Source organism: Pseudomonas frederiksbergensis, assembly GCF_035751725.1.
Taxonomy (GTDB): domain Bacteria; phylum Pseudomonadota; class Gammaproteobacteria; order Pseudomonadales; family Pseudomonadaceae; genus Aquipseudomonas; species Aquipseudomonas frederiksbergensis_A.
In genome coordinates this window covers 1,729,189-1,749,121 of record NZ_CP142104.1, presented here as the reverse complement: position 1 = coordinate 1,749,121, position 19,933 = coordinate 1,729,189, and the positions used below count along the sequence as shown (strand labels likewise).

The window sequence follows — 19,933 nt, the reverse complement described above, 5'->3', positions numbered from 1 at the left end:
AATCATTGCGCCCAATCCTCTGCCGATGTGTGTTGATTTGCAGATTCGCAACGAGACACCCCGCAACACAAGATGCTGGCGTCGGAATAATGGCAAAAAGCTACAGGCGCGTCGTTTTCAGGACACTTGAGGTCGATCCAGGGCCGTGGCTCGGAAAAATGCCAAGGCCCTGGGATCCCGCGCATAGGCGACGTTGACCCGCAGCCAATCCGTCTCGGCACCCGAAGGGCTGAACGCCGTGCGAGAGGACAACTGAATGCCGCACCGCCCGGCCAGATGCTGCAACTGAGCATAGTCACACGACGGCGGACGCGCCCAGATGAAAAGGCCACCCGCCGGTTTGCCAAACACTTTCCAATCGGCGTCTTCCAGCAGTTGCAACGTCACCGCCATGTCGGCATTGAGTCGCTGGCGCTGGCGCTGAACCAGCTTGCGATAGGCGCCGTTGACCAGGAGGCTCGCCAGCACCGACTCGGCGAATCGCGACGCTCCCATGCAGGTGATCTCCTTGACCTCGCCCAGGCGCGCAACAACGGACGGCTCGGCCACTATGAAGCCGACGCGTAAAGAGCTGCTCAAGGTCTTCGAAAAACTGCCCAGATAGATCACATCGGTATTCAGTGCCGCCAATCGGGCCCGCGTTGAGCCCTGGAAATCGGCATAGACATCGTCTTCGACGACCAACATGGCGTGCTCGCTGGCCAGTTGCAGCAGCCGCTGGGCCACGGACGGTGCCAGGCTGCTGCCGGTCGGGTTGTGGCAGGCACTGTTGATGAAAATAGCGCTGGGCCTATGGATCGCCAGCAAACGCTGGAGGGCATCGACGTCCGGGCCACGCGGTGTCCTGGGCAATTCGATCATGTCTATCTTGTGCAGCCTGAGCAGGTTGAACAGGTTCGAATAGCCGGGGCTCTCCACCACCACGCAGCACCCGGGCCGCAGGAGTGTCCGCACGATCAGGTCGAGCGCGTGAGTGGCGCCCTGGGTGGTCAGGATGCGATTTTCATCGGCATCGATATCAAGCTGCTTCAACCGCTTGGCGAGTTGCTCGCGCAGGGCGGGTAATCCCAGTGGCGTGTTGTAGTTGAACAGCCCCGCCATGTCGGTCCGCGTGACCTGACGGATCGCATACCCCAGGTCATCACTTTCGCGCCAACTCTCGGGCAGCCCACCGCAGCCCAACTTCAATACGTGACGCGCAGGGTCTACCGGCGCCTTCTGGCCCGGCATTCCGTCTTGCGGCCAGACGAGCTCCGAGCCCCCGGCGACGCAAGCGGCCTGGGCAACAAAAAAACTCGAGCCGTGACGTGACGCCAACAAACCTTGGGCGACCAGGCGCTGGCAGGCCTCATGGACACTGGCCTGACTTAATAGATTATCCCGGGCCAGCTGCCTGATCGATGGCAGGCGAGTCCCCGGTTCCACCGCGTCCTGTCGAATCCAGCCAGCCAACGCGTCGACAATTTGCTGCACGACGGGCACCAGGGCCTGCCGGTCGATTCTCAACTCCATGAGTAACCAAGCTCCTAAGCGTTTGTTTTATTTGCACAAACAGTTAAGCACAGGTCGATGTGGGAGGATGTAAGAGAAAGGCGCGAAAACGCCTCATTCTCATTCTTTGAAATACATTGGCGGAACCCTCAAGGGAACCTTCGTTCTCAAAGGAAAACCCGCAACCAGTGCGGGCTTTGTCCTATAACGAGACGGCAACTCTCGCTAGATTGCCGTAGCCCCGCCATCCACCGCCAACGAATGCCCCGTGGTAAACGCCGCGCCATCGCTGCACAAATACAACACGGCGCTGGCGATTTCCTCGACTTTGCCGATTCTCCCCACCGGATGCATCGCGTTGGCGTATTCGCCTTTTTTCGGATCCGCCTCATAGGCCCGACGGAACATATCAGTGTCGATCACCGCCGGGCATACCGCATTCACACGGATTTTCTTCTTTGCATATTCAATCGCCGCCGACTTGGTCAACCCGATGACGGCATGCTTGGAAGCCGCGTAGATACTCATCTTCGGCGCCGCCCCGAGCCCTGCAACGGAGGCCGTGTTGACGATGGCGCCACCACCCTGGGCCAGCAGCAATGGCAGCTGATATTTCATGCACAACCAGACACCCTTGACGTTGACGCCCATGATCGCGTCGAACTCATCCAGCGTACCGTCGGCCAGCTTGCCCTTCTCGATTTCGATGCCAGCGTTGTTGAACGCGTAATCGAGGCGACCGTACGCGGCGATGACTTCGTCCATGAGATTTCGCACATCGCTTTCCAACGTCACGTCGCAACGCACGAACACAGCCTCGCCACCCGCCTCGCGAATCAACTGCACCGTGCCCTCGCCGCCCGCAACGTCCAGGTCGGCGACGACTACTTTGAGGTGCTGCGCCGCGAACGCCTGGGCCGTGGCGCGGCCAATGCCCGCCGCGCCGCCCGTCACCACGGCGACCTGTCCGGAAAACGTCATGCTCATGATCACTGCCTCGAAGAATTACTGACGCTGCGATTTAGCCACCGACCGCAACGGCACGGCAGCACTATCCAATCGCCGGTTGGCTCTGCATGAACGCCAGTGATAACACCACCCAGGGCATCATCACCGTTTTGGATCAACCCGCATTCGCTGGATAGGCAAACCTTGCGGTGAACGCATCAAGGGTCTATCAACAAAGCTCCATTCATCTTGAGTGCCTGTCATGACCGCCCAGATCAACCGCCAGTTCCTGCTCGCCAAACGCCCGGTGGGCGCCGCGACCCGCGAGACGTTCACTTATCAACAAGTCCCGGTTGGCGAACCGGCAGCGGGCCAGATACTGGTCAAGAATGAATACCTGTCCCTGGACCCGGCCATGCGTGGCTGGATGAACGAGGGCAAGTCCTATATCCCACCGGTGGGCATCGGCGAAGTCATGCGGGCATTGGGGGTCGGCCAGGTGGTTGCGTCGAATAACCCGGGATTTGCGGTGGGGGATTACGTCAACGGCGCCCTGGGCGTGCAGGATTACTTCCTCGGCGAACCGCGCGGTTTCTATAAAGTCGATCCGAAACTGGCGCCACTGCCCCGTTATTTGTCCGCGCTGGGCATGACTGGCATGACCGCTTATTTCGCCCTGCTGGACGTCGGCGCGCCGAAGGCCGGTGAAACCGTGGTGCTTTCTGGCGCCGCCGGCGCGGTAGGCAGCATCGCCGGGCAGATCGCCAAGATCAAAGGCTGCCGTGTGGTCGGCATTGCCGGCGGTGCCGACAAGTGCAAGTTCCTGGTCGATGAGCTGGGCTTCGACGGTGCCATCGACTACAAGAGCGAAGACGTTCACGCCGGCCTCAAGCGCGAGTGCCCCAAAGGCGTGGATGTGTATTTCGATAACGTCGGCGGCGATATTCTCGATGCGGTGCTCAGCCGCCTGAACCTCAAGGCCCGCGTGGTGATCTGCGGCGCCATCAGTCAATACAACAACAAGGAAGCAGTGAAAGGCCCGGCGAACTACCTGTCGCTGTTGGTCAACCGTGCGCGGATGGAAGGTTTCGTGGTCATGGATTATGCCTCGCAGTTCGCCGCCGCCGGGCAGGAGATCGCCGGCTGGATGGCCAAGGGGCAGCTCAAGAGCAAGGAAGACATTGTCGAGGGGCTGGAAACCTTCCCCGAGACGCTGACCAGATTGTTTAGTGGGGAAAATTTCGGGAAGTTGGTGTTGAAGGTCTGACGCGAAACATACGGTGAGACCCGATACCCAAGGCCTGACATAAAACAAATGTGGGAGCGAGCAAGCTCGCTCCCACAAGGTTTACAGCATCCTAGTCAGGCCAGTTCAGCCACAACCGCAGCCAGCGCCTTGGCCGGATCGGCAGCCTGGCTGATCGGACGACCGATCACCAGGTAATCGGAACCTGCGTCCAAGGCCTGGCGTGGGGTCAGGATGCGCCGCTGGTCATCCTGCGCGCTGCCGGCCGGGCGAATCCCCGGTGTCACCAGTTGCAGCGACGGGTGGGCCGCTTTCAGGGCGCCGGCTTCCAGCGCCGAGCAGACCAGACCGTCCATCCCGGCCTTTTGCGCCAGCGCCGCCAGGCGCAGCACTTGTTCCTGGGGCTCGATGTCCAGGCCGATCCCTGCCAAGTCCTCACGCTCCATGCTGGTCAGCACGGTCACGCCGATCAGCAGCGGCTTCGGGCCACTGCGCTGGTCCAGCACTTCACGACAGGCAGCCATCATGCGCAGGCCACCGGAGCAATGCACATTGACCATCCACACGCCCATCTCCGCAGCAGCCTTGACGGCCATGGCGGTAGTGTTGGGAATGTCATGGAATTTCAGGTCGAGGAAAACCTCGAATCCCTTGTCACGCAACGTCCCTACGATTTCCGACGCACAGCTGGTGAACAGCTCCTTGCCGACCTTGACCCGGCAAAGCTTGGGGTCCAACTGGTCGGCCAGCTTCAGGGCGGCGTCACGGGTAGGAAAATCCAGGGCGACGATGATAGGCGTCTGGCAGGCGGACATGAGCGGGCTCTCAGGCAAGTCGAAATCGGCGCGCATTGTAGCGGAACCAGCGCCCGTGCGGGACCCAATGATCGGTAAATCGTCGATTGTCCTTTCGGCCATTTGTGTCAGGGCCGATACATTCATGACACGCACGCAACACGACGGGACGCTACCCTGCGCCGCCGCAACCGCTTCACGGCCCACCGTCCGAAGCTTATGCTCAAACCACGCCCTCGCCGCCTTCTATGCGGTTGGCAGCCCAACTGGCAGATGACGCCCCCATGCAGAACACCCCTGTTGCAAATGCTGGCGACCCAAGAGCGTCCGACGACGATAAGCGTTGGAGCACCCGCGCGCTGATCGTCGATGACGACGTACCGCTCCGCGAATTGCTGATCGGCTACCTGGCCCGCTTCAACATCCGCGCCAGTGGCGTAACCGATGGCGTGGCCATGCGCCAGGCAATGGAGGCCGAACATTTCGATGTGGTCGTCCTGGACCTGATGTTGCCAGGAGAAGACGGTTTGCAGCTGTGCCGCTGGTTGCGGGCCGAGTCGGACATTCCCATCCTGATGCTGACAGCGCGCTGCGAGCCCACCGACCGCATCATCGGCCTGGAACTGGGCGCAGATGACTACATGGCCAAACCCTTCGAGCCGAGGGAGCTTGTGGCGCGAATCCAGACCATCCTTCGCCGCGTGCGCGATGACCGCAGCGAGCAGCGGGCCAATATCCGTTTCGATAACTGGCGACTCAATAGCGTGCTGCGCCAGTTGGTCTCTGCCAATGGATTGGTGGTGCCTCTATCCAACGCCGAATTCCGTCTGCTGTGGGTGTTCATCGAGCGTCCGCGCCGAGTGCTCAGTCGTGAACAACTGCTGGACGCCGCCCGCGGTCGCTCGATCGAGGCGTTTGACCGCAGTATCGACCTGCTGGTCTCGCGCTTGCGCCAGAAACTGGGTGACGACCCCAAGGCCCCACAGCTGATCAAGACCGTGCGCGGTGAAGGCTACCTGTTCGATGCGCGGGACATCGGTTGATGCGCCTGCGCGTCGACTCCCTGTTCGGCCGCCTGTTCGGCGTGCTGCTGGTGGCGATCGTGCTGGCGCACCTGTTGGCCTTTGCCTGGTTCTTTCATTACGACAAGCCGCCACCTCCCGGGCCGCCACCGGAATTCTCCCATCAAGCCGGAGGTTCCGCGCGCTCCGGCCCGCCACCGGGCACACGCCCATGGTTCGGCGGGCCTGTGGTGCCGCTGACATTTCAGTTTGTGTGCTTGATCGTTGCGGCTTGGTACGGCGCCAAGCTCCTGACCCGGCCGATCCAACGCCTGAGCGATGCCGCCGAACGGCTGAGCGAGGACCTCGATAGCCCACCACTCCAGGAAACGGGTCCGCGAGAGGCCCGCCAAGCCGCCCATACGTTCAACCTGATGCAACAACGGATCCGTGAACAGGTGCAGCAGCGCTCGCGCATGCTTGGCGCGGTCTCCCATGACCTGCGCACCCCGCTTGCGCGGCTCAAGCTGCGCCTGGAGCAGATCAACGACACCCGGTTGCAGGATCAGATGCGCCAAGACCTGGACGATATGATCGCCATGCTCGATGCCACGCTGACCTATCTGCATGAGCAACGCACCAGCGAGGCATGGCAATGGATGGACGTGCAGGCCCTGGTGGAGTCATTGAGCGAAAACGCCCAGGACCAAGGCGCCAATGTCCACGCCAGCGGCAACTGTGCGCCCTTGCAGGTGCAGCCGATGGCGCTGCGTTCCTGCATCAATAACCTCGTCGATAATGCCCTGCGCTACGCTGGCGAGGCATCGATTGTCCTGGAAGACCAGCAGCACCAATTGCTGATCCGGGTGATTGACCATGGACCCGGCATCGCTGAAGACCAGCGCGAAGCGGTGTTCGAGCCATTCTTTCGCCTGGAGGGTTCGCGCAATCGCAACTCCGGTGGCGTCGGCCTGGGCATGACCATCGCCCGGGAGGCCGCCGAACGCCTGGGCGGACAATTGAGCCTGGAGCAAACCCCCGGAGGCGGATTGACTGCGGTGATTCGTTTGCCCCGCGTGGCCTGAACCGCTGCGTTACCGCGCCTGGCTCTTGCTCCAATCCGTCAGCAAACTGTACGCCACCGCTAGCAGGGTCGGGCCGATGAACAGCCCGATAAAGCCGAAGGCAATCAGTCCGCCGAACACCCCAAGCAACACGATCACCAGCGGCAGGTTTCCGCCACGGCTGATCAGGTAAGGCTTGAGCACGTTGTCCACGCCGCTGATGATGAACGTGCCCCAGATGCCGAGGAACACCGCCATCCCATACTCGCCCTTCCACGCCAGCCAGGCCGTGGCGGGGATCCAGACCAGCGGAGGCCCCATGGGAATCAGGCTGAGCAGGAAGGTGACGATGCCCAGCACCAGCGCCCCCGGCACTCCGGCGATCAGGAAGCCGATCAGCGCCAGCACGGCCTGGGCCGCGGCAGTACCGATCACGCCATTGACCACTCGCTGCACCGTGCCGGCGACCAACTCGACGTAGTACCCGGCACGGTCGCCGATCAGCCGCTCCAGCAGCCCTTGGACAAATGCTGCCAAGCGCGGGCCGTCCCGGTAGAAGAAGAACACGAACACGATGCTCAGTGTCAGCTCGAGGATCCCACCACCAATCTGCGCGCTACGCGCCAGCAACCAATTGCCGACACGCCCCAGGTACGGCTTGATGGAGACCATCATCGCCGCACCCTGCTGGTCGATGCTGTTCCAGAGGGTGACCAGCCGCCCGCCCACCAGCGGCACCCCGGCCAGCCAGTCGGGCGCTTCGGGCAGGCCATCGACCTGCACATCCCTGATGAACGCCGTGGCATCGCGCACATGATCGGCGAGGTTGAACCCCAGCCACACCAGCGGCACCGCCACCAGCAACATCCAGCCCACCGTCAGCAGGGCCGCGGCCAATGATTCACGACCGTTGACCCAACGGGTCAACAGGCGCATCAGTGGCCAACTGGCGAAAGCCAGCACCGCGCCCCAGAACAGCGCCGACCAGAACGGCGCCATCACCCAGAGGCTGGCGCCGAACAACACCAGGAGCAGGATTTGCACCAACAGTCGATCGTTATTGAGCATGGAAAGTCTCGAAAAATGAACAAGGCCGGGCTAACGACAGCAAACGCGTTTGCCCGTCAGCTTATCGCAACAGCTCAAGGCGCAAGCCCGCCGCGTCAGCGCCGGACGCCTCCATCCTGGCCGCCCGGACGCCCTGCCCGACCAGCGCCTGGCGCCACGCCTCGGCGTGTGGGCCGGCGATGCTGACCCGAAGGCCAGTGTCCAGGTTCAAGGCCCGGGATAGCAGGCGCGACCAGGCATCTTCCGGTTCTCCGGCAAGACGCGGCAAGTCCAGCACACCGGTGTCCTTGAGCTGGCGCAACAACGTGGCAGAGGTCGGCAGCACATCCCCCAACGGCGCGCTCGCTTCGAACTGCTCGACATGCAGGTAGGCCTTGCGGTTGCCACGGGTGATGGCATACAGCGCGATCAGCGTGTTGTCCGCCGGCGGCGCCAGGCGCAGCAGCAGGTAGGCCTGGCCATTATCGGCGCCATAGAGCTTGGCATTGCCGAATACCTCGTTGGCCCACAGGCTGCTTTCGCCACAATCGCGGGCCTGGCACCAGAACAGTAGCCCGGCGCCCTGTTTCTGCAACGCTTCGCGGGCAGCGGTAAATGCCTGCGTGGCGGTATGTTCCGGCGGCAGTTCATAAGTCACCGAGGTGGCGTTGCCACGGGCGTCCACCTGCCCGTCGAAACGCAGCTGGCCGCTGATCTTGCGGATCGACCCCATGGGGTAGATACGCTCCACGTCGCTGGTTTGCCGATAATCGACGATCTGCGCGTCGGGCATGCGCGGCACGCTTTCCAGATCCTGGCTGCCCGGCACATCGGCAGCCAGCGATAACGGGCCGAAACTGGCCAGCGCCAGCAGGACGAATGAATGAATGGACAATTTCATTGGATCGGCTTCGCCAGGGTCCGCGCGACGCAAAGGCGTTCGTCAATGCGCAGCAAGGCGAGTGGACAGGTATCAGTCATGGTTGGCTCCCTTTCAACCCGCCCAGCCTCGACACTTGTCCGGCGCAAGTCAAGAAACGCTGAAGAACCGATTGAAACAGTCTGCTACAAGCGCGGCACCGACCTCATCGTTCAGGTGCAGATGATGGCCGCCAGGTACCTGCTCATGACTGAAGGGTAGACGCTCCAGCAATTCCCGGTGTTGCCCCAGCATGCCCTCGGCCGCAACCACCAGATGGGCAGGACAGGCGACCCGCGCCACGAAAGCCATGGCCTGCTCGTCGGTCAGGCGCAGCGGGGACGGCAGGGTCAGGCGATTGTCGGTACGCCAGGTATAGCCTCCAGGCACCGGCATCAGGCCGCGCTGGGCCAGTAATTCGGCGGCTTCGCGACTGACCGCCACCAGCCCTTTCATTCGGGCCTCAATAGCGCGGTCGAGGGTCTTGTAGACCGGTTTGCTTTTTTGTTGCAGATCCAGCTGCGCCTGCAGGGCCATGCCCATGCGCTCCGCCGCATTGTCGCCTTTGCCTGTAGGAGGAATCAGCCCATCGATCAGGCCCAAGTGTGTGATCCGCTCCGGCAAGGCACCGGCCAGCACCAGCGAGACAATGGCGCCCATGGAATGCCCCAACAGGGCAAAACGCTGCAGGCCCAACTGTTCGGCGACTTGCAGCACATCGTGGGCATAGTCCCACAAGGCATAGCCGGCGCCAGGTGGACGGTGCCCGGAATGACCATGGCCGGCCATGTCCAGGGCGATCACCCGCACGCCGTGCAACCGGGGCGCCAGCCGGGCGAAACTGTTGGCGTTGTCCAGCCAGCCATGCAGGGCAATCACTGGCCGGCCATCTTCCGGCCCGAACAGATGGGCCGCCAGCTCGATATGAGGCAGGCTCAGGCGGACTTCTTCAACGACGCTCATGGGCGGCGCCCTTCCCAGCGCTGGAAAAGGTCCTTGAGCAGATTGGCAGTGTCTTGCGGACGCTCCAGAGGAAACATGTGGCCGCCAGGCATGCTCAGCGACTCGCCAAAGGGCATACGGCCCACCGACCGGGCGTGATGACGCATCACCACTCGGCTCTGCCGCCCCCGTACCACCGCCAGCGGTACTTCGAGTTTTCGAGCCTTTCCGGGGCTGGTATGCGGCACACCTCGGTAGATGCTGATTTCCGTCGCCGGGTCGAAGCGCAGCCGCAACCGATCACCCACCGGTTGCAAGCCATGTTGCAGGTACGCTTCGAAGCACTCCGGGTCGAAACCGCGAAAAAGCGTCTTGCCGGCGAAATAAGCCCGGGCCGACTCAAGGTCACTGAACTCCTCCCGCCGCCCCAGGGTCCGCCCCGCCGGCGTCAGGCGATCAATGAAGCCCAGGCGTTTGGCGGCCAGGATCAGCCAACGGTCCACCCGGGTCAGCACTGGAGAATCGAGCATGACCACGCCCCGATACAACTGAGGGCTGCGCAACGCCGCGTGCAGATGCAGCACACCCCCCAAGGAATGACCCACACCCCACACCGGTTCCGGTTGCTGCTCCAGATGATGAATCAGCTCGTCCACCAAGTTGTTCCAGTTGTCATCGACCGGGAATCGAGGGTCATGGCCATGCAACTCAAGGTGCGCAACCTCGTACTGCGGCGCCAGGGCGGCGAACAGCTTGCCGTACGTAGCCGAAGGGAAACCGTTGGCGTGAGCGAAAAACACCTGTTGCGACATAGTGACCGATCCATTGCGAGAACTGCGACCGATTGTCCGCAGAACCCGATGGCGCAGCAATGACCGTAACTGACAGGAATGATGACCGCCGGGGTTGGGATATGGAGTCCTGCCCTCGCCACAACGGACTGCTCCAGCCCGGCAGACATTAACGCACTGGCGGCTGTTCTCCCAACGGCACCACCGCCATGGTCAGCCGCGATACGCAGTTGACTTTGCCGTCGTCATTGACCAGGCGGATGTCCCAGACCTGGGTGGTGCGGCCCAGGTGAATCGAGCGGGCCGTGGCCGTGACCCGTCCGCTGCGCACGCCACGCAGGTGGTTGGCGTTGATCTCCAGGCCCACGCAATAGAATTTGCTGGTATCCACGCACAGATAGGCAGCCATGGAACCCACTGTCTCGGCCAGCACCACCGAAGCGCCGCCGTGCAGTAGGCCGAACGGCTGGTGGGTGCGGTGATCAACGACCATGCTCGCGGTCAGGGATTCGTCGTCGAAGGCTTCGAAACGGATATCCAGCACTTCGCTGATGGTGTTTTTACCGGCGGCGTTCAGTTGTTCGATATTCGGGGTAGTGCGCCACAGACTCATCGTTGCCTTCCTATGTGATTTTCTTGTTTTGTTCAACCGGCCACCGGCTGCTCAGGGATGCCTGAGTTCCTTGAGCTTCATCGCACCGGCAAGCAGCAGGTCGCCTTCCAGCTCGGCCAAGCCCGCCGTCGACACTTGTTCAGGTTGCTGCAAATGACCGTGCTGCAAAAAACCCAGCAGGCTGCCCACCAATGGGTTATGGCTGACCAGCAGTACATTGTCCTGATGGTCCAGGTGTTTCAACACGTCAGCCGGTCGGGTTTCCGGCGTCAACCAGTCTACGGTGATCAATTCGGGCTCGAATCCGAGGGCCTCGCGCATCAACTGCGCGGTCTGCTGGGCGCGCACATAAGGGCTGGCATAAATGGCCTGCAATGGCTCGCCCATCAGCCGACCGGCGCTGAGCAACACTTCCTCACGACCACGGACCGTCAACACCCGCTCCGGATCGGGACGGGCCCCGTGCGGCTCGGCCTCGCCATGACGCAATACCCACAGTTTCATAGCTTCGGCTCCTCATCCCGGACCGGATGCGGAGCCGGCGCCACTGCGTGGGGCGCTTCGCCTTCCGGTGTACGTGGGGTCGGCCAGTCGGCGAATGGCCAAGGTTTCTGGTCGCTGTGGAAGGTGCCGAAACGGCCGATCTGCGCCAGGAACTGGCTCAGGCTGTCGCCGAAATTCATCAGGCTGGCGCTGGGTGCGCCGTAGATCAGCCGGTAAATCAGTTGCACCAGCACCACGGCGCCGAGAATGAATTGCGCCACCTGCCAGACCAACAGGTAAATCACCATCCATAGCACGCGCAGCAGGATGGATTCGTATTGGGGCTGCCCTTTCGGATCGTTCATGGTTCGCTCCTGCTTGCGGTAAAAAGAGGCTCAGTTGAAACCACTGGTGGAAATAAAGTCGACGTCAGTCTTGGGTTCGCCACGCATCAACAGTTCAATCACCTGTTCCAGCGTGCGTCCTTCGAACAGGATCGCATGCAGACCGGCGACCAGCGGCATGTACACGCCGGCCTCCTGGGATTTGGCCTTGAGTACCTTGAGCGTGTTGACCCCTTCGGCCACTTCCCCCAGGCGCGACACGGCCTCGTCCAGGCTCAGGCCCTGGCCGAGGGCAAACCCCACCTGGTAGTTGCGGCTCTTGGGCGAGGAACAGGTGACGATCAGGTCACCGACCCCGGCCAGCCCGAGAAAGGTCATCGGATTGGCGCCCTGGCTGACCGCGAAACGGGTCATTTCCGCCAGTGCCCGGGTGATTAGCATGCTCTTGGTGTTCTCGCCCATGCCCAGCGCGACCGCCATGCCGGCAATGATCGCGTAGACGTTCTTCAGCGCCCCGCCCAGTTCCACGCCGAAACGATCGGCGCTGGCATAGACGCGGAATGTGCGGCCATGCAGTGCAGCCTGGACGCACTGGCACAACGCTTCATCTTCGCTGGCCACCACGGTTGCCGTCAGGGCATGTTCGGCAATCTCGCGCGCCAGGTTCGGCCCGGAGATCACGCCGATTCGCGCCTTGGGGGCGATCTCTTCGAGGATCTCGCTCATCAGTTTGAAGGTCTGCGCCTCGATGCCCTTGGTCAGGCTCACCAGCATTTTGCCGCTCAAGCTTTCGGCATGGGGGGCCAGCACCGAACGCAGGGCGCTGGAGGGCAAGGCGACGAAAAACAGGTCGCTGCCTTGGAGCGTGACCTGTAGATCGGTAACCGGTTCGACTTCTGGCCGGATCTTGATGCCTTTGAGGTAACGCGGATTCTCCCGGTTGACCCGGATGGCCTCGGCCTGCTCCGGGTCACGCATCCATTGGCGCACCGCGTGACCATTCTCCGCCAGCAGGTTAGCCACGGCGGTGCCGAAACTCCCGCCTCCCAGGACCGCAATCGGGCGCTGTTCAGTCATATGCAATCCGCTCTTCCATACCAAGTGGCAATGCCGGGCATTATACGGAGCAGCCGGAGCGCGACCAGCCCCGTCCGCAATTACCCATCGCTGTAGGAAGCTGACCACCAATCCCTAGGAAAATGCTGTCAACGTGAATGGAAAAGTCGTTCGGCTCGGTTAACATGCCCGCCATCCTTCTTCTTATCCAAAGGCTGTGCCGTGTCCGTTGGCCCCTCCCGTCCAGGTTCATCCCTGTTATTGGCGCTGATCATCAGCCCGCCAGCGGTGGCCGACGACCTGTTTGTGGATAACCAGCCCCTCCCCCAGGTTCTGACCGCCACGCGCCTGAAACAGTCGCCGGCGGCGGTACCGGGCAGCATGACCGTGCTCGACAGCGAATTAATCAAGGGCAGCGGTGCCCGGGACATCAGCGAACTGTTGCGCCTGGTGCCCGGCATGATGGTCGGCAACCTCAGCGGCAACCAGGCCACGGTCAACTACCACGGCACCAGCGCCAGCGAAGCGCGGCGCATGCAAGTGCTGATCGACGGCCGTTCGGTGTACCGCGCCGGCCTGGCGACGGTGGATTGGAGCGATATACCGGTCGCCATGGAAGACATCGAGCGGATCGAGGTCTTTCGCGGGCCCAACACCGTCAGCTACGGCGCCAACGCCCTGATGGCCGTCGTCAATATCATCACCCGCGCTCCCGCCGACAGCCACGGCACCCGCTTCAAGATGACCCGGGGCCAGAACGGCATCAACGACTGGTACGCCAGCCAAGGCAGTGGCTGGGAAAACGGTGACATGCGACTTTCGCTGTCCGGCCAGGAAGACGACGGCTTCGACAGCGATCGCAACGGCGCCGACTACCGCGACAGCCGGCGCCTGAACCGCTTCAACCTGTCAGTCAGCCAAACCCTGGACGAATACCAGAGCATCGATTGGCAATTGAACGCCAAGGAGGGAACCAATCAGCGGCCCTACACCTATCGCCCAGTATTCGCCGGGATTACCGCGGCTGGGGATAACTCCGACGTCACTGCCAAGGACTACGCCGGTTCGCTGCGCTGGAACCTCGACCTGTCCCCCAATCACAGCCTCTACGTACAGGGCTCGATGCAACACTGGGATCGCCAGCAGACCTGGCGCGCCTGCGATGCCGAGGTGTCGTTCAGCCCGCAGTTGACCGACCTATGGCAGCTCAACCCCAACTATGCCGAGAAACTGGCGCGCAACATTCCGAGTTTCCTGGGCACGGGGGCGCCCGCCGGCACCGCCGAGGAACAGGCGCTGGCCAATCAAGTGCTCGATCAATGGCGCAACGGCGCTTCCCGCACGCTGTGCGGCGACATCGACCAGAGCGCCCGGGAGTCGCGCTATGACCTGGAAATCCAGGACACCCTCAGCCTGTCCGACAGCCTGCGGCTGGTTACCGGGGCGAATTATCGCTACGACCGGGCCGACTCGGAGACCTACTTCAACGGCACGCTGGATGACACCACCTACCGATTGTTCGGCCAGCTCGAATGGCGAGCCAGCGAACATTGGTTGCTGCAGGGTGGCGCGATGTTCGAGGACACGCGCCTGACGGGCAGCTCGCTGACCCCAAGGATGGCGATCAACTACCTGATTACCCCGCGACACGGCCTAAGGGCCGTCTACTCCGAGGCGGTGCGCTCGCCGGACATGTTCGAGAACAACGTCAATTGGAGCTATCAGGTCACCAACCTGCGGCCCACCGCCTTCGGCCAGGACAGCGCCCGTTATTTCGTGCGCACGCGCGGCCCGGGGAACCTGGACCAAGAACACATGCGCTCGCGGGAACTGGGCTACAACGGTTACTTCCTGGATTGGGGCCTGGCGGTGGACGTGAAGCTGTTCCATGACGAAATCACCGGCATGATCAGCGAACCGTTGCGCAACAACCAGTACATCGCCAGCAACAGCAACGAATCGCAATTCAGCGGCGCCGAGACCCAACTCGACTGGCGGGTAACCCAAGCCGATCGGCTGCGCCTGACCTACGCCTATGTCGATGCGCAGGCCAGCAATCCCCTCGACGAACAATTGACCGCACGCAACAGCGGTTCGGCCGGCTGGCTGCGCGACTGGGGCCGGGGCTGGAACAGCGCGGTCTTCTATTACGCCGCCGACGCCCTCAATGGCTATCGCTACGAACGGGTCGATACCCGTCTCGCCCGGCGCATCCCCCTGGGCAAGGCCAGCCTGGAACTGGCAGGCACCCTGCAACAGCGCCTCGATGATCAGCCAACCACGTTCGCCGACAACCGCTACGACTCCCGCCATGTCGTGTATTTCAGCGCGGAGTTGTCCTTCTAGATGGCCCGGGGCCAACCTTGCACGACGCCCTTTCGTGGCGGCCTGTGGTGGTTGCCGTGCCTGGTATTTGCCAGCCTGCTGGTCACGCTCGAGGCCCGCGCCGCTGAGATCCTGTTGACTGGCGCCCAGGACGGCGCCGGCGTGCAGTCATTTACCCAGGCCTTGCAGGCCCGGCGTCCCCAGGATCGCGTGCGATTCGCTCCCTTGGCCAACCTGCCGGCGCCGGATCGGTTGCCTGAGGATGTGCGCCTGATCCTGCTCGACCCACCGAGCCTCGATTGGCGCCTGCAAACGCCTCGCGGACCGGCCACCCTGGTGCTGCGCATCAGTCGCCAGCAGGCCCGGGAACGCCTGGGCGATGGGGTACCCGGCCACCTGAGCCTGCTCTGGAGCGATCCGCCGATGGGCCGGCAATTGCGCCTTATTCGTCAAGTCCTGCCACAAGTGCGACGGGTCGGCGTGCTGTACGACAGGCACAGCGAGTTCCTGCTCAAGGACCTTCAGCAGGCCGCGCTGCCGCTGGGCCTGGAGATCGTCAGCGAACGCTGGGACGACACCAACGACAGCCGCCCGCTGCAGAACCTGCTGGGCCAGAGCGATGTCTTGCTGGGCCTGGACGACCCCGACCTTTATAACCCCAAGACCGTGAAGAACCTGCTGCTCAGCAGCTACGCCCGGCAACGCGCGCTGATAGGGCCGAGCGCCGCCTTCGTCAAGGCCGGCAGCCTGGCCAGTACCTACAGCGACCAGGAAGACTGGCTGGCGATACTCGACGAACTGCTGGACCGCCCCGCTTCCACCTGGCCGCGCAGCCTGTACCCGCCCCGCTTCAAAGTCTTGAGCAATCAACAGGTCGCCCGCTCGCTGGGGATCGAACCGATTGACGCCGAATCCGTCGCTGCGCAGTTGGCAGAAGGAGAACACCGCCCATGACCTTGCGTCGCCGTTGGGATATCAATACCCGCACCCAACTCGTAGCCCTTGGCCCGGCACTCCTGCTGACGGTGCTGTTGATCAGCTTTTTTACCTTCGTGCGAATCCAGGACCTGCGCCAGGAACTCAACCACACCGGGCAACTGATCGCCAATCAGCTGGCTCCGGCTGCGGAGTACGGTGTCATCTCGGGCAACAACGACGTACTGGAGAGCCTGCTGACGGCCACGCTCGCCACCCCTCACGTGCGTTTCCTGGAAGTCCAGGACCGCACTGAGCGGGTCCTGGTGTATGTCGAGCAACCGTCGCAAACCCGCAATCATTCCCAGCAGGTCGAAGTGTTCCAGGCCCCGGTTCGCCTGCAGCGCATTACCCTGAACAATGACTTCCTGCAGGGCAACACCCCGTCCACCGAGGCGCCAGGCGAGGATTACCTGGGCCGCGTCATTGTCGGCATGTCCAACGACGCCTTCAGCCAACGGCAGCAGGAGATCCTGCTCAAGGCCGCGGTCCTGGCCCTGTTTGCGCTGCTGTTCACGTTCCTGGTGGCGCGCCGCCTGGCAGCGAGCCTGTCGCAGCCGATTCGCGACATCGGTCATGCGGTCGAGGCTATCCAACAGGGCGACTACAGCATGCCCTTGCCCATTGTCGACGACGGTGAGTTGGGCGCCCTGTCGCGCCATATCAACAACTTGGCCGCGGGCCTCGAACAAGCAAGCCGCGAACAACACCAGGCCATGGCGCAATTGATCAAGACCCGGGAGGAAGCGGAAAAGGCCAACAGCGCCAAGTCGGAATTCCTGGCGATGATGAGCCACGAACTGCGCACGCCCATGAATGGCGTGCTGGGCATGCTGCAATTGCTGGAAACCACCCACATGACCGATGAGCAGCACGAATACACCGCGCTGGCATCGGAATCCACCGAGCACCTGTTGAAGGTCATCAACGACATTCTCGACTTCTCGCGCATCGAACGCTCTGCACTTGAGCTGGAACATATCCCGTTCAACCTGGCCGAGCTGGTGGGCAATTGCGCCCAGTCGTTCCAGCACAGCGCCGCGCAGCGCAAGCTGGGCCTGGACCTGCTGGTCCCCGCCGACATGAAGCCGCTGCAGGTACAAGGCGACCCGACGCGGATCCGGCAGATCCTCGTCAACCTGATCGGCAATGCGCTGAAATTCACCGACCAGGGTCGCGTTACCGTGCAGTGCCAATGGCAAGCCCTGGATCACGAACTGCTGTGGTTCACCTGCACGGTGCGCGACAGCGGCATCGGCATTCCGGCCGAAAGCCTGGAGCGCATGTTCGATGCCTTCCAGCAAGCCGACAGTTCGATTTCGAGGCGCTACGGCGGCACCGGCCTGGGCTTGCCCATTGCCCGCACCCTGGCCGAACGCATGGGTGGCACGCTCAGAGCGCAGAGCCAGGAGGGCCAGGGCTCCGTGTTTACCCTGGAAATTCCGTTGGCCCTGTCGCGCCAGGCCCCCGCGCCGCTGACCCCACGCCTGCCGGGAGGAACTGGCGATGGAGAAGGCCGTAACGTCTTGTTGGTGGAGGACAATCCGGTGAACCAGACGGTGATCGAAGCGATGCTGCGCAGCCTCGGCTTCAAGGTCAGCGTCGCCACCGATGGCGCCCAGGCCGTACGCAGCGCCGAGAGCCTGATTTTCGAAGCGATCCTGATGGATTGCCGGTTACCGGTGATCGATGGTTACGAAGCCACGCGGCAAATCCGTCAATTGCCCGGCTGCACCGAGGTGCCCATCATTGCCCTGACCGCCAACGCCCTGCAGGGTGACCGCGAAGCCTGCCTGGCAGCAGGCATGAACGATTACCTGGCCAAACCCTTCAAACGAATTGACTTGCAGCAGATTCTGCAGCGCTGGGTGGGGTAAATGCAGTCCCTTGGACCATCTGCGACTGGCGTGAAAGTCGAAAGTGCGGCAGTCTTAAGCACCCGGCCACGCCTCGATCGGGGAAGGAATAACTATTTCAGTGCACAGGTGTACATCGATTTTCCCGTGTGCTGTGACTTTCACTACAACGCAATAGTCTATGAGTAGGCTGCCGACTCGAGGCATGAACGCTTCGATCGGCCGGGAAGATTTGCCCCACCCTGCCGCATGGGACTATTGAGGAGCTCGCATGACCAAACAAAACGCCTTTACTCGGGAAGATCTGCTGCGCTGCAGTCGCGGTGAGCTGTTCGGCCCAGGTAACGCGCAACTGCCCGCCCCGAACATGCTGATGGTGGATCGCATCACCCATATCAGCGACGAGGGTGGCAAGTACGGCAAAGGTGAATTGGTCGCCGAGCTGGATATCACTCCGGACCTGTGGTTCTTCGCCTGCCATTTCGAAGGCGATCCGGTAATGCCGGGCTGCCTGGGCCTGGACGCCATGTGGCAGCTGGTCGGTTTCTTCCTCGGCTGGCAAGGCCTGCCGGGTCGCGGTCGCGCCCTGGGTTCGGGCGAAGTGAAGTTCTTCGGTCAGGTCCTGCCGACCGCGAAGAAGATCACCTATAACATCCATATCAAACGCGTCCTCAAGGGCAAGCTGAACATGGCCATCGCCGATGGTTCGGTGGCTGTCGACGGTCGCGAGATCTACACCGCCGAAGGCCTTCGGGTCGGCGTTTTCACCTCCACTGACAACTTCTAAGGGTTATCCGCATGCGCCGCGTCGTTATCACTGGTCTGGGCATCGTTTCGTGCCTGGGCAATGACAAAGAGACCGTCTCCGCTAACCTGCGTGCAAGTCGCCCTGGCATCCGGTACAACCCGGAATATGCCGAAATGGGTCTGCGTAGCCAGGTTTCCGGCTCCATTGACCTCAACCTCGAAGAGCTGATCGATCGCAAGATCTACCGTTTCGTCGGCCACGCGGCGGCTTATGCCTACCTGGCCATGAAGGACGCCATCGCTGATTCCGGCTTGACCGACGAACAGGTGTCCAACGTGCGCACCGGCCTGATCGCCGGTTCCGGCGGCGCGTCGACCCTGAACCAGATGGAAGCGCTGGACATCCTGCGCGAGAAAGGCGTCAAGCGCGTTGGTCCTTACCGCGTCACGCGGACCATGGGCAGCACCGTTTCGGCCTGCCTGGCCACGCCATTCAAGATCAAGGGCCTGAACTACTCGATCTCCTCCGCTTGCGCCACCAGTGCCCACTGCATTGGCAACGCTGTCGAGCAGATCCAGATGGGCAAGCAGGACATCGTCTTCGCCGGTGGCGGTGAAGAAGAGCACTGGAGCCAGTCGTTCCTGTTCGACGCAATGGGCGCCCTCTCCAGCAAACGCAACGACACCCCGCAAACCGCTTCCCGTGCCTACGACGCCGACCGTGACGGTTTCGTCATCGCTGGCGGTGGCGGCATGGTCGTGGTCGAAGAGCTGGAACACGCCCTGGCCCGTGGCGCGAAGATCTACGCGGAAATCGTCGGCTACGGCGCCACTTCCGACGGCTACGACATGGTTGCGCCAAGCGGCGAAGGTGCCGTGCGCTGCATGCAGATGGCCATGTCCACCGTCGACACACCTATCGACTACCTGAACACCCACGGCACCTCGACCCCGGTCGGCGACGTTGCGGAAATGAAAGGCGTGCGTGAAGTGTTCGGTGACAAGGCTCCGGCCATCAGCTCCACCAAGAGCCTGTCGGGTCACTCCCTGGGCGCCGCCGGCGTTCACGAAGCGATCTACTGCATGCTGATGATGGAAGGCAACTTCATGGCCGGCTCGGCCAACATCGACGAGCTGGATCCGGAAGTGGCCGACCTGCCGATCCTGACCAAGACTCGTGAAAACGCCACCATCAATACTGTAATGAGCAACAGCTTCGGCTTCGGTGGCACCAACGCCACCCTGGTGATGAAGCGCTGGCAGGGCAAGTAAGCCCCGCCGCTACGCCGCA

General features: G+C 62.4%; 19 protein-coding genes. 8 read left to right on the top strand and 11 right to left on the bottom strand.

Annotated features, from left to right (window positions below):
• Window positions 1-117: 117 nt before the first annotated feature.
• Window positions 118-1,512 carry an aminotransferase-like domain-containing protein gene (locus VQ575_RS07760; protein ID WP_325919404.1) on the bottom strand — a complete coding sequence of 465 codons (1,395 nt, stop codon included), beginning with the start codon at window positions 1,510-1,512 and terminating at the stop codon, window positions 118-120.
• 204 nt (window positions 1,513-1,716) lie between these two features.
• Entirely contained in the window at window positions 1,717-2,478 is a 762-nt protein-coding gene (locus tag VQ575_RS07755) for an SDR family oxidoreductase (RefSeq protein ID WP_198723503.1), read from the bottom strand.
• Between the two features lie 223 nt (window positions 2,479-2,701).
• Between VQ575_RS07755 and VQ575_RS07750 the strand changes: the two genes are divergently transcribed.
• A complete protein-coding gene (locus VQ575_RS07750) occupies window positions 2,702-3,706 on the top strand; it encodes an NADP-dependent oxidoreductase (RefSeq protein ID WP_198723505.1) in 1,005 nt (334 codons plus the stop codon).
• Window positions 3,707-3,801: 95 nt separating this feature from the next.
• On the opposite strand, the gene pyrF is transcribed toward VQ575_RS07750, so the two are convergent.
• Window positions 3,802-4,500 carry an orotidine-5'-phosphate decarboxylase gene (gene pyrF / locus VQ575_RS07745; RefSeq protein WP_162488982.1) on the bottom strand — a complete coding sequence of 233 codons (699 nt, stop codon included), beginning with the start codon at window positions 4,498-4,500 and terminating at the stop codon, window positions 3,802-3,804.
• A gap of 263 nt (window positions 4,501-4,763) precedes the next feature.
• Between pyrF and VQ575_RS07740 the strand changes: the two genes are divergently transcribed.
• Entirely contained in the window at window positions 4,764-5,522 is a 759-nt protein-coding gene (locus VQ575_RS07740; RefSeq protein ID WP_039594159.1) for a response regulator, read from the top strand.
• Window positions 5,522-6,565, top strand: a complete 1,044-nt coding sequence (locus VQ575_RS07735; protein ID WP_325919402.1) for a sensor histidine kinase — start codon at window positions 5,522-5,524, stop codon at window positions 6,563-6,565. Before VQ575_RS07740 ends, VQ575_RS07735 begins: the two co-directional genes overlap by 1 nt.
• 9 nt (window positions 6,566-6,574) lie before the next feature.
• Here the strand turns inward: VQ575_RS07735 and VQ575_RS07730 are convergent, their stop codons facing one another.
• The 8 genes from VQ575_RS07730 to VQ575_RS07695 all read right to left on the bottom strand — a co-directional run bounded on the left by VQ575_RS07730 (window position 6,575) and on the right by VQ575_RS07695 (window position 12,760).
• Window positions 6,575-7,612: an AI-2E family transporter gene (locus VQ575_RS07730; protein ID WP_039594157.1), complete on the bottom strand. Its 1,038-nt coding sequence runs from the start codon at window positions 7,610-7,612 to the stop codon at window positions 6,575-6,577.
• 61 nt (window positions 7,613-7,673) lie between these two features.
• Entirely contained in the window at window positions 7,674-8,492 is an 819-nt protein-coding gene (locus VQ575_RS07725; RefSeq protein ID WP_325919401.1) for a DUF4892 domain-containing protein, read from the bottom strand.
• Between the two features lie 129 nt (window positions 8,493-8,621).
• The gene (locus VQ575_RS07720; protein ID WP_039594155.1) at window positions 8,622-9,473 is read right to left on the bottom strand and encodes an alpha/beta hydrolase; all 852 of its coding nucleotides are present in this window, start codon (window positions 9,471-9,473) and stop codon (window positions 8,622-8,624) included.
• The gene (locus tag VQ575_RS07715; RefSeq protein ID WP_039594154.1) at window positions 9,470-10,264 is read right to left on the bottom strand and encodes an alpha/beta fold hydrolase; all 795 of its coding nucleotides are present in this window, start codon (window positions 10,262-10,264) and stop codon (window positions 9,470-9,472) included. The genes VQ575_RS07720 and VQ575_RS07715 overlap by 4 nt, the downstream gene beginning before the upstream one ends.
• Window positions 10,265-10,412: 148 nt before the next feature.
• Window positions 10,413-10,856: a hotdog fold thioesterase gene (locus tag VQ575_RS07710; RefSeq protein WP_045156614.1), complete on the bottom strand. Its 444-nt coding sequence runs from the start codon at window positions 10,854-10,856 to the stop codon at window positions 10,413-10,415.
• A 51-nt stretch (window positions 10,857-10,907) separates the two neighbouring features.
• On the bottom strand, window positions 10,908-11,360 hold the full coding sequence (gene sixA, locus VQ575_RS07705; protein WP_039594152.1) for a phosphohistidine phosphatase SixA: 453 nt from the start codon (window positions 11,358-11,360) through the stop codon (window positions 10,908-10,910).
• The gene (locus VQ575_RS07700; protein ID WP_039594151.1) at window positions 11,357-11,704 is read right to left on the bottom strand and encodes a DUF4389 domain-containing protein; all 348 of its coding nucleotides are present in this window, start codon (window positions 11,702-11,704) and stop codon (window positions 11,357-11,359) included. The genes sixA and VQ575_RS07700 overlap by 4 nt, the downstream gene beginning before the upstream one ends.
• 30 nt (window positions 11,705-11,734) lie before the next feature.
• The gene (locus tag VQ575_RS07695) at window positions 11,735-12,760 is read right to left on the bottom strand and encodes an NAD(P)H-dependent glycerol-3-phosphate dehydrogenase (protein ID WP_039594150.1); all 1,026 of its coding nucleotides are present in this window, start codon (window positions 12,758-12,760) and stop codon (window positions 11,735-11,737) included.
• A gap of 201 nt (window positions 12,761-12,961) precedes the next feature.
• On the opposite strand from VQ575_RS07695, the gene VQ575_RS07690 reads away from it, so the two are divergent.
• The 5 genes from VQ575_RS07690 to fabB all read left to right on the top strand — a co-directional run bounded on the left by VQ575_RS07690 (window position 12,962) and on the right by fabB (window position 19,914).
• Window positions 12,962-15,085, top strand: a complete 2,124-nt coding sequence (locus VQ575_RS07690) for a TonB-dependent receptor plug domain-containing protein (RefSeq protein WP_198723511.1) — start codon at window positions 12,962-12,964, stop codon at window positions 15,083-15,085.
• Window positions 15,086-16,018 (top strand): ABC transporter substrate-binding protein, encoded by a 933-nt coding sequence (locus VQ575_RS07685; RefSeq protein ID WP_198723513.1) that lies wholly within the window; start codon window positions 15,086-15,088, stop codon window positions 16,016-16,018.
• A complete protein-coding gene (locus tag VQ575_RS07680; RefSeq protein WP_045156618.1) occupies window positions 16,015-17,916 on the top strand; it encodes an ATP-binding protein in 1,902 nt (633 codons plus the stop codon). The genes VQ575_RS07685 and VQ575_RS07680 overlap by 4 nt, the downstream gene beginning before the upstream one ends.
• Window positions 17,917-18,166: 250 nt before the next feature.
• Window positions 18,167-18,682, top strand: a complete 516-nt coding sequence (gene fabA / locus VQ575_RS07675) for a 3-hydroxyacyl-[acyl-carrier-protein] dehydratase FabA (protein ID WP_030138344.1) — start codon at window positions 18,167-18,169, stop codon at window positions 18,680-18,682.
• A gap of 11 nt (window positions 18,683-18,693) precedes the next feature.
• On the top strand, window positions 18,694-19,914 hold the full coding sequence (gene fabB, locus VQ575_RS07670) for a beta-ketoacyl-ACP synthase I (RefSeq protein WP_039594146.1): 1,221 nt from the start codon (window positions 18,694-18,696) through the stop codon (window positions 19,912-19,914).
• Window positions 19,915-19,933: the final 19 nt, after the last annotated feature.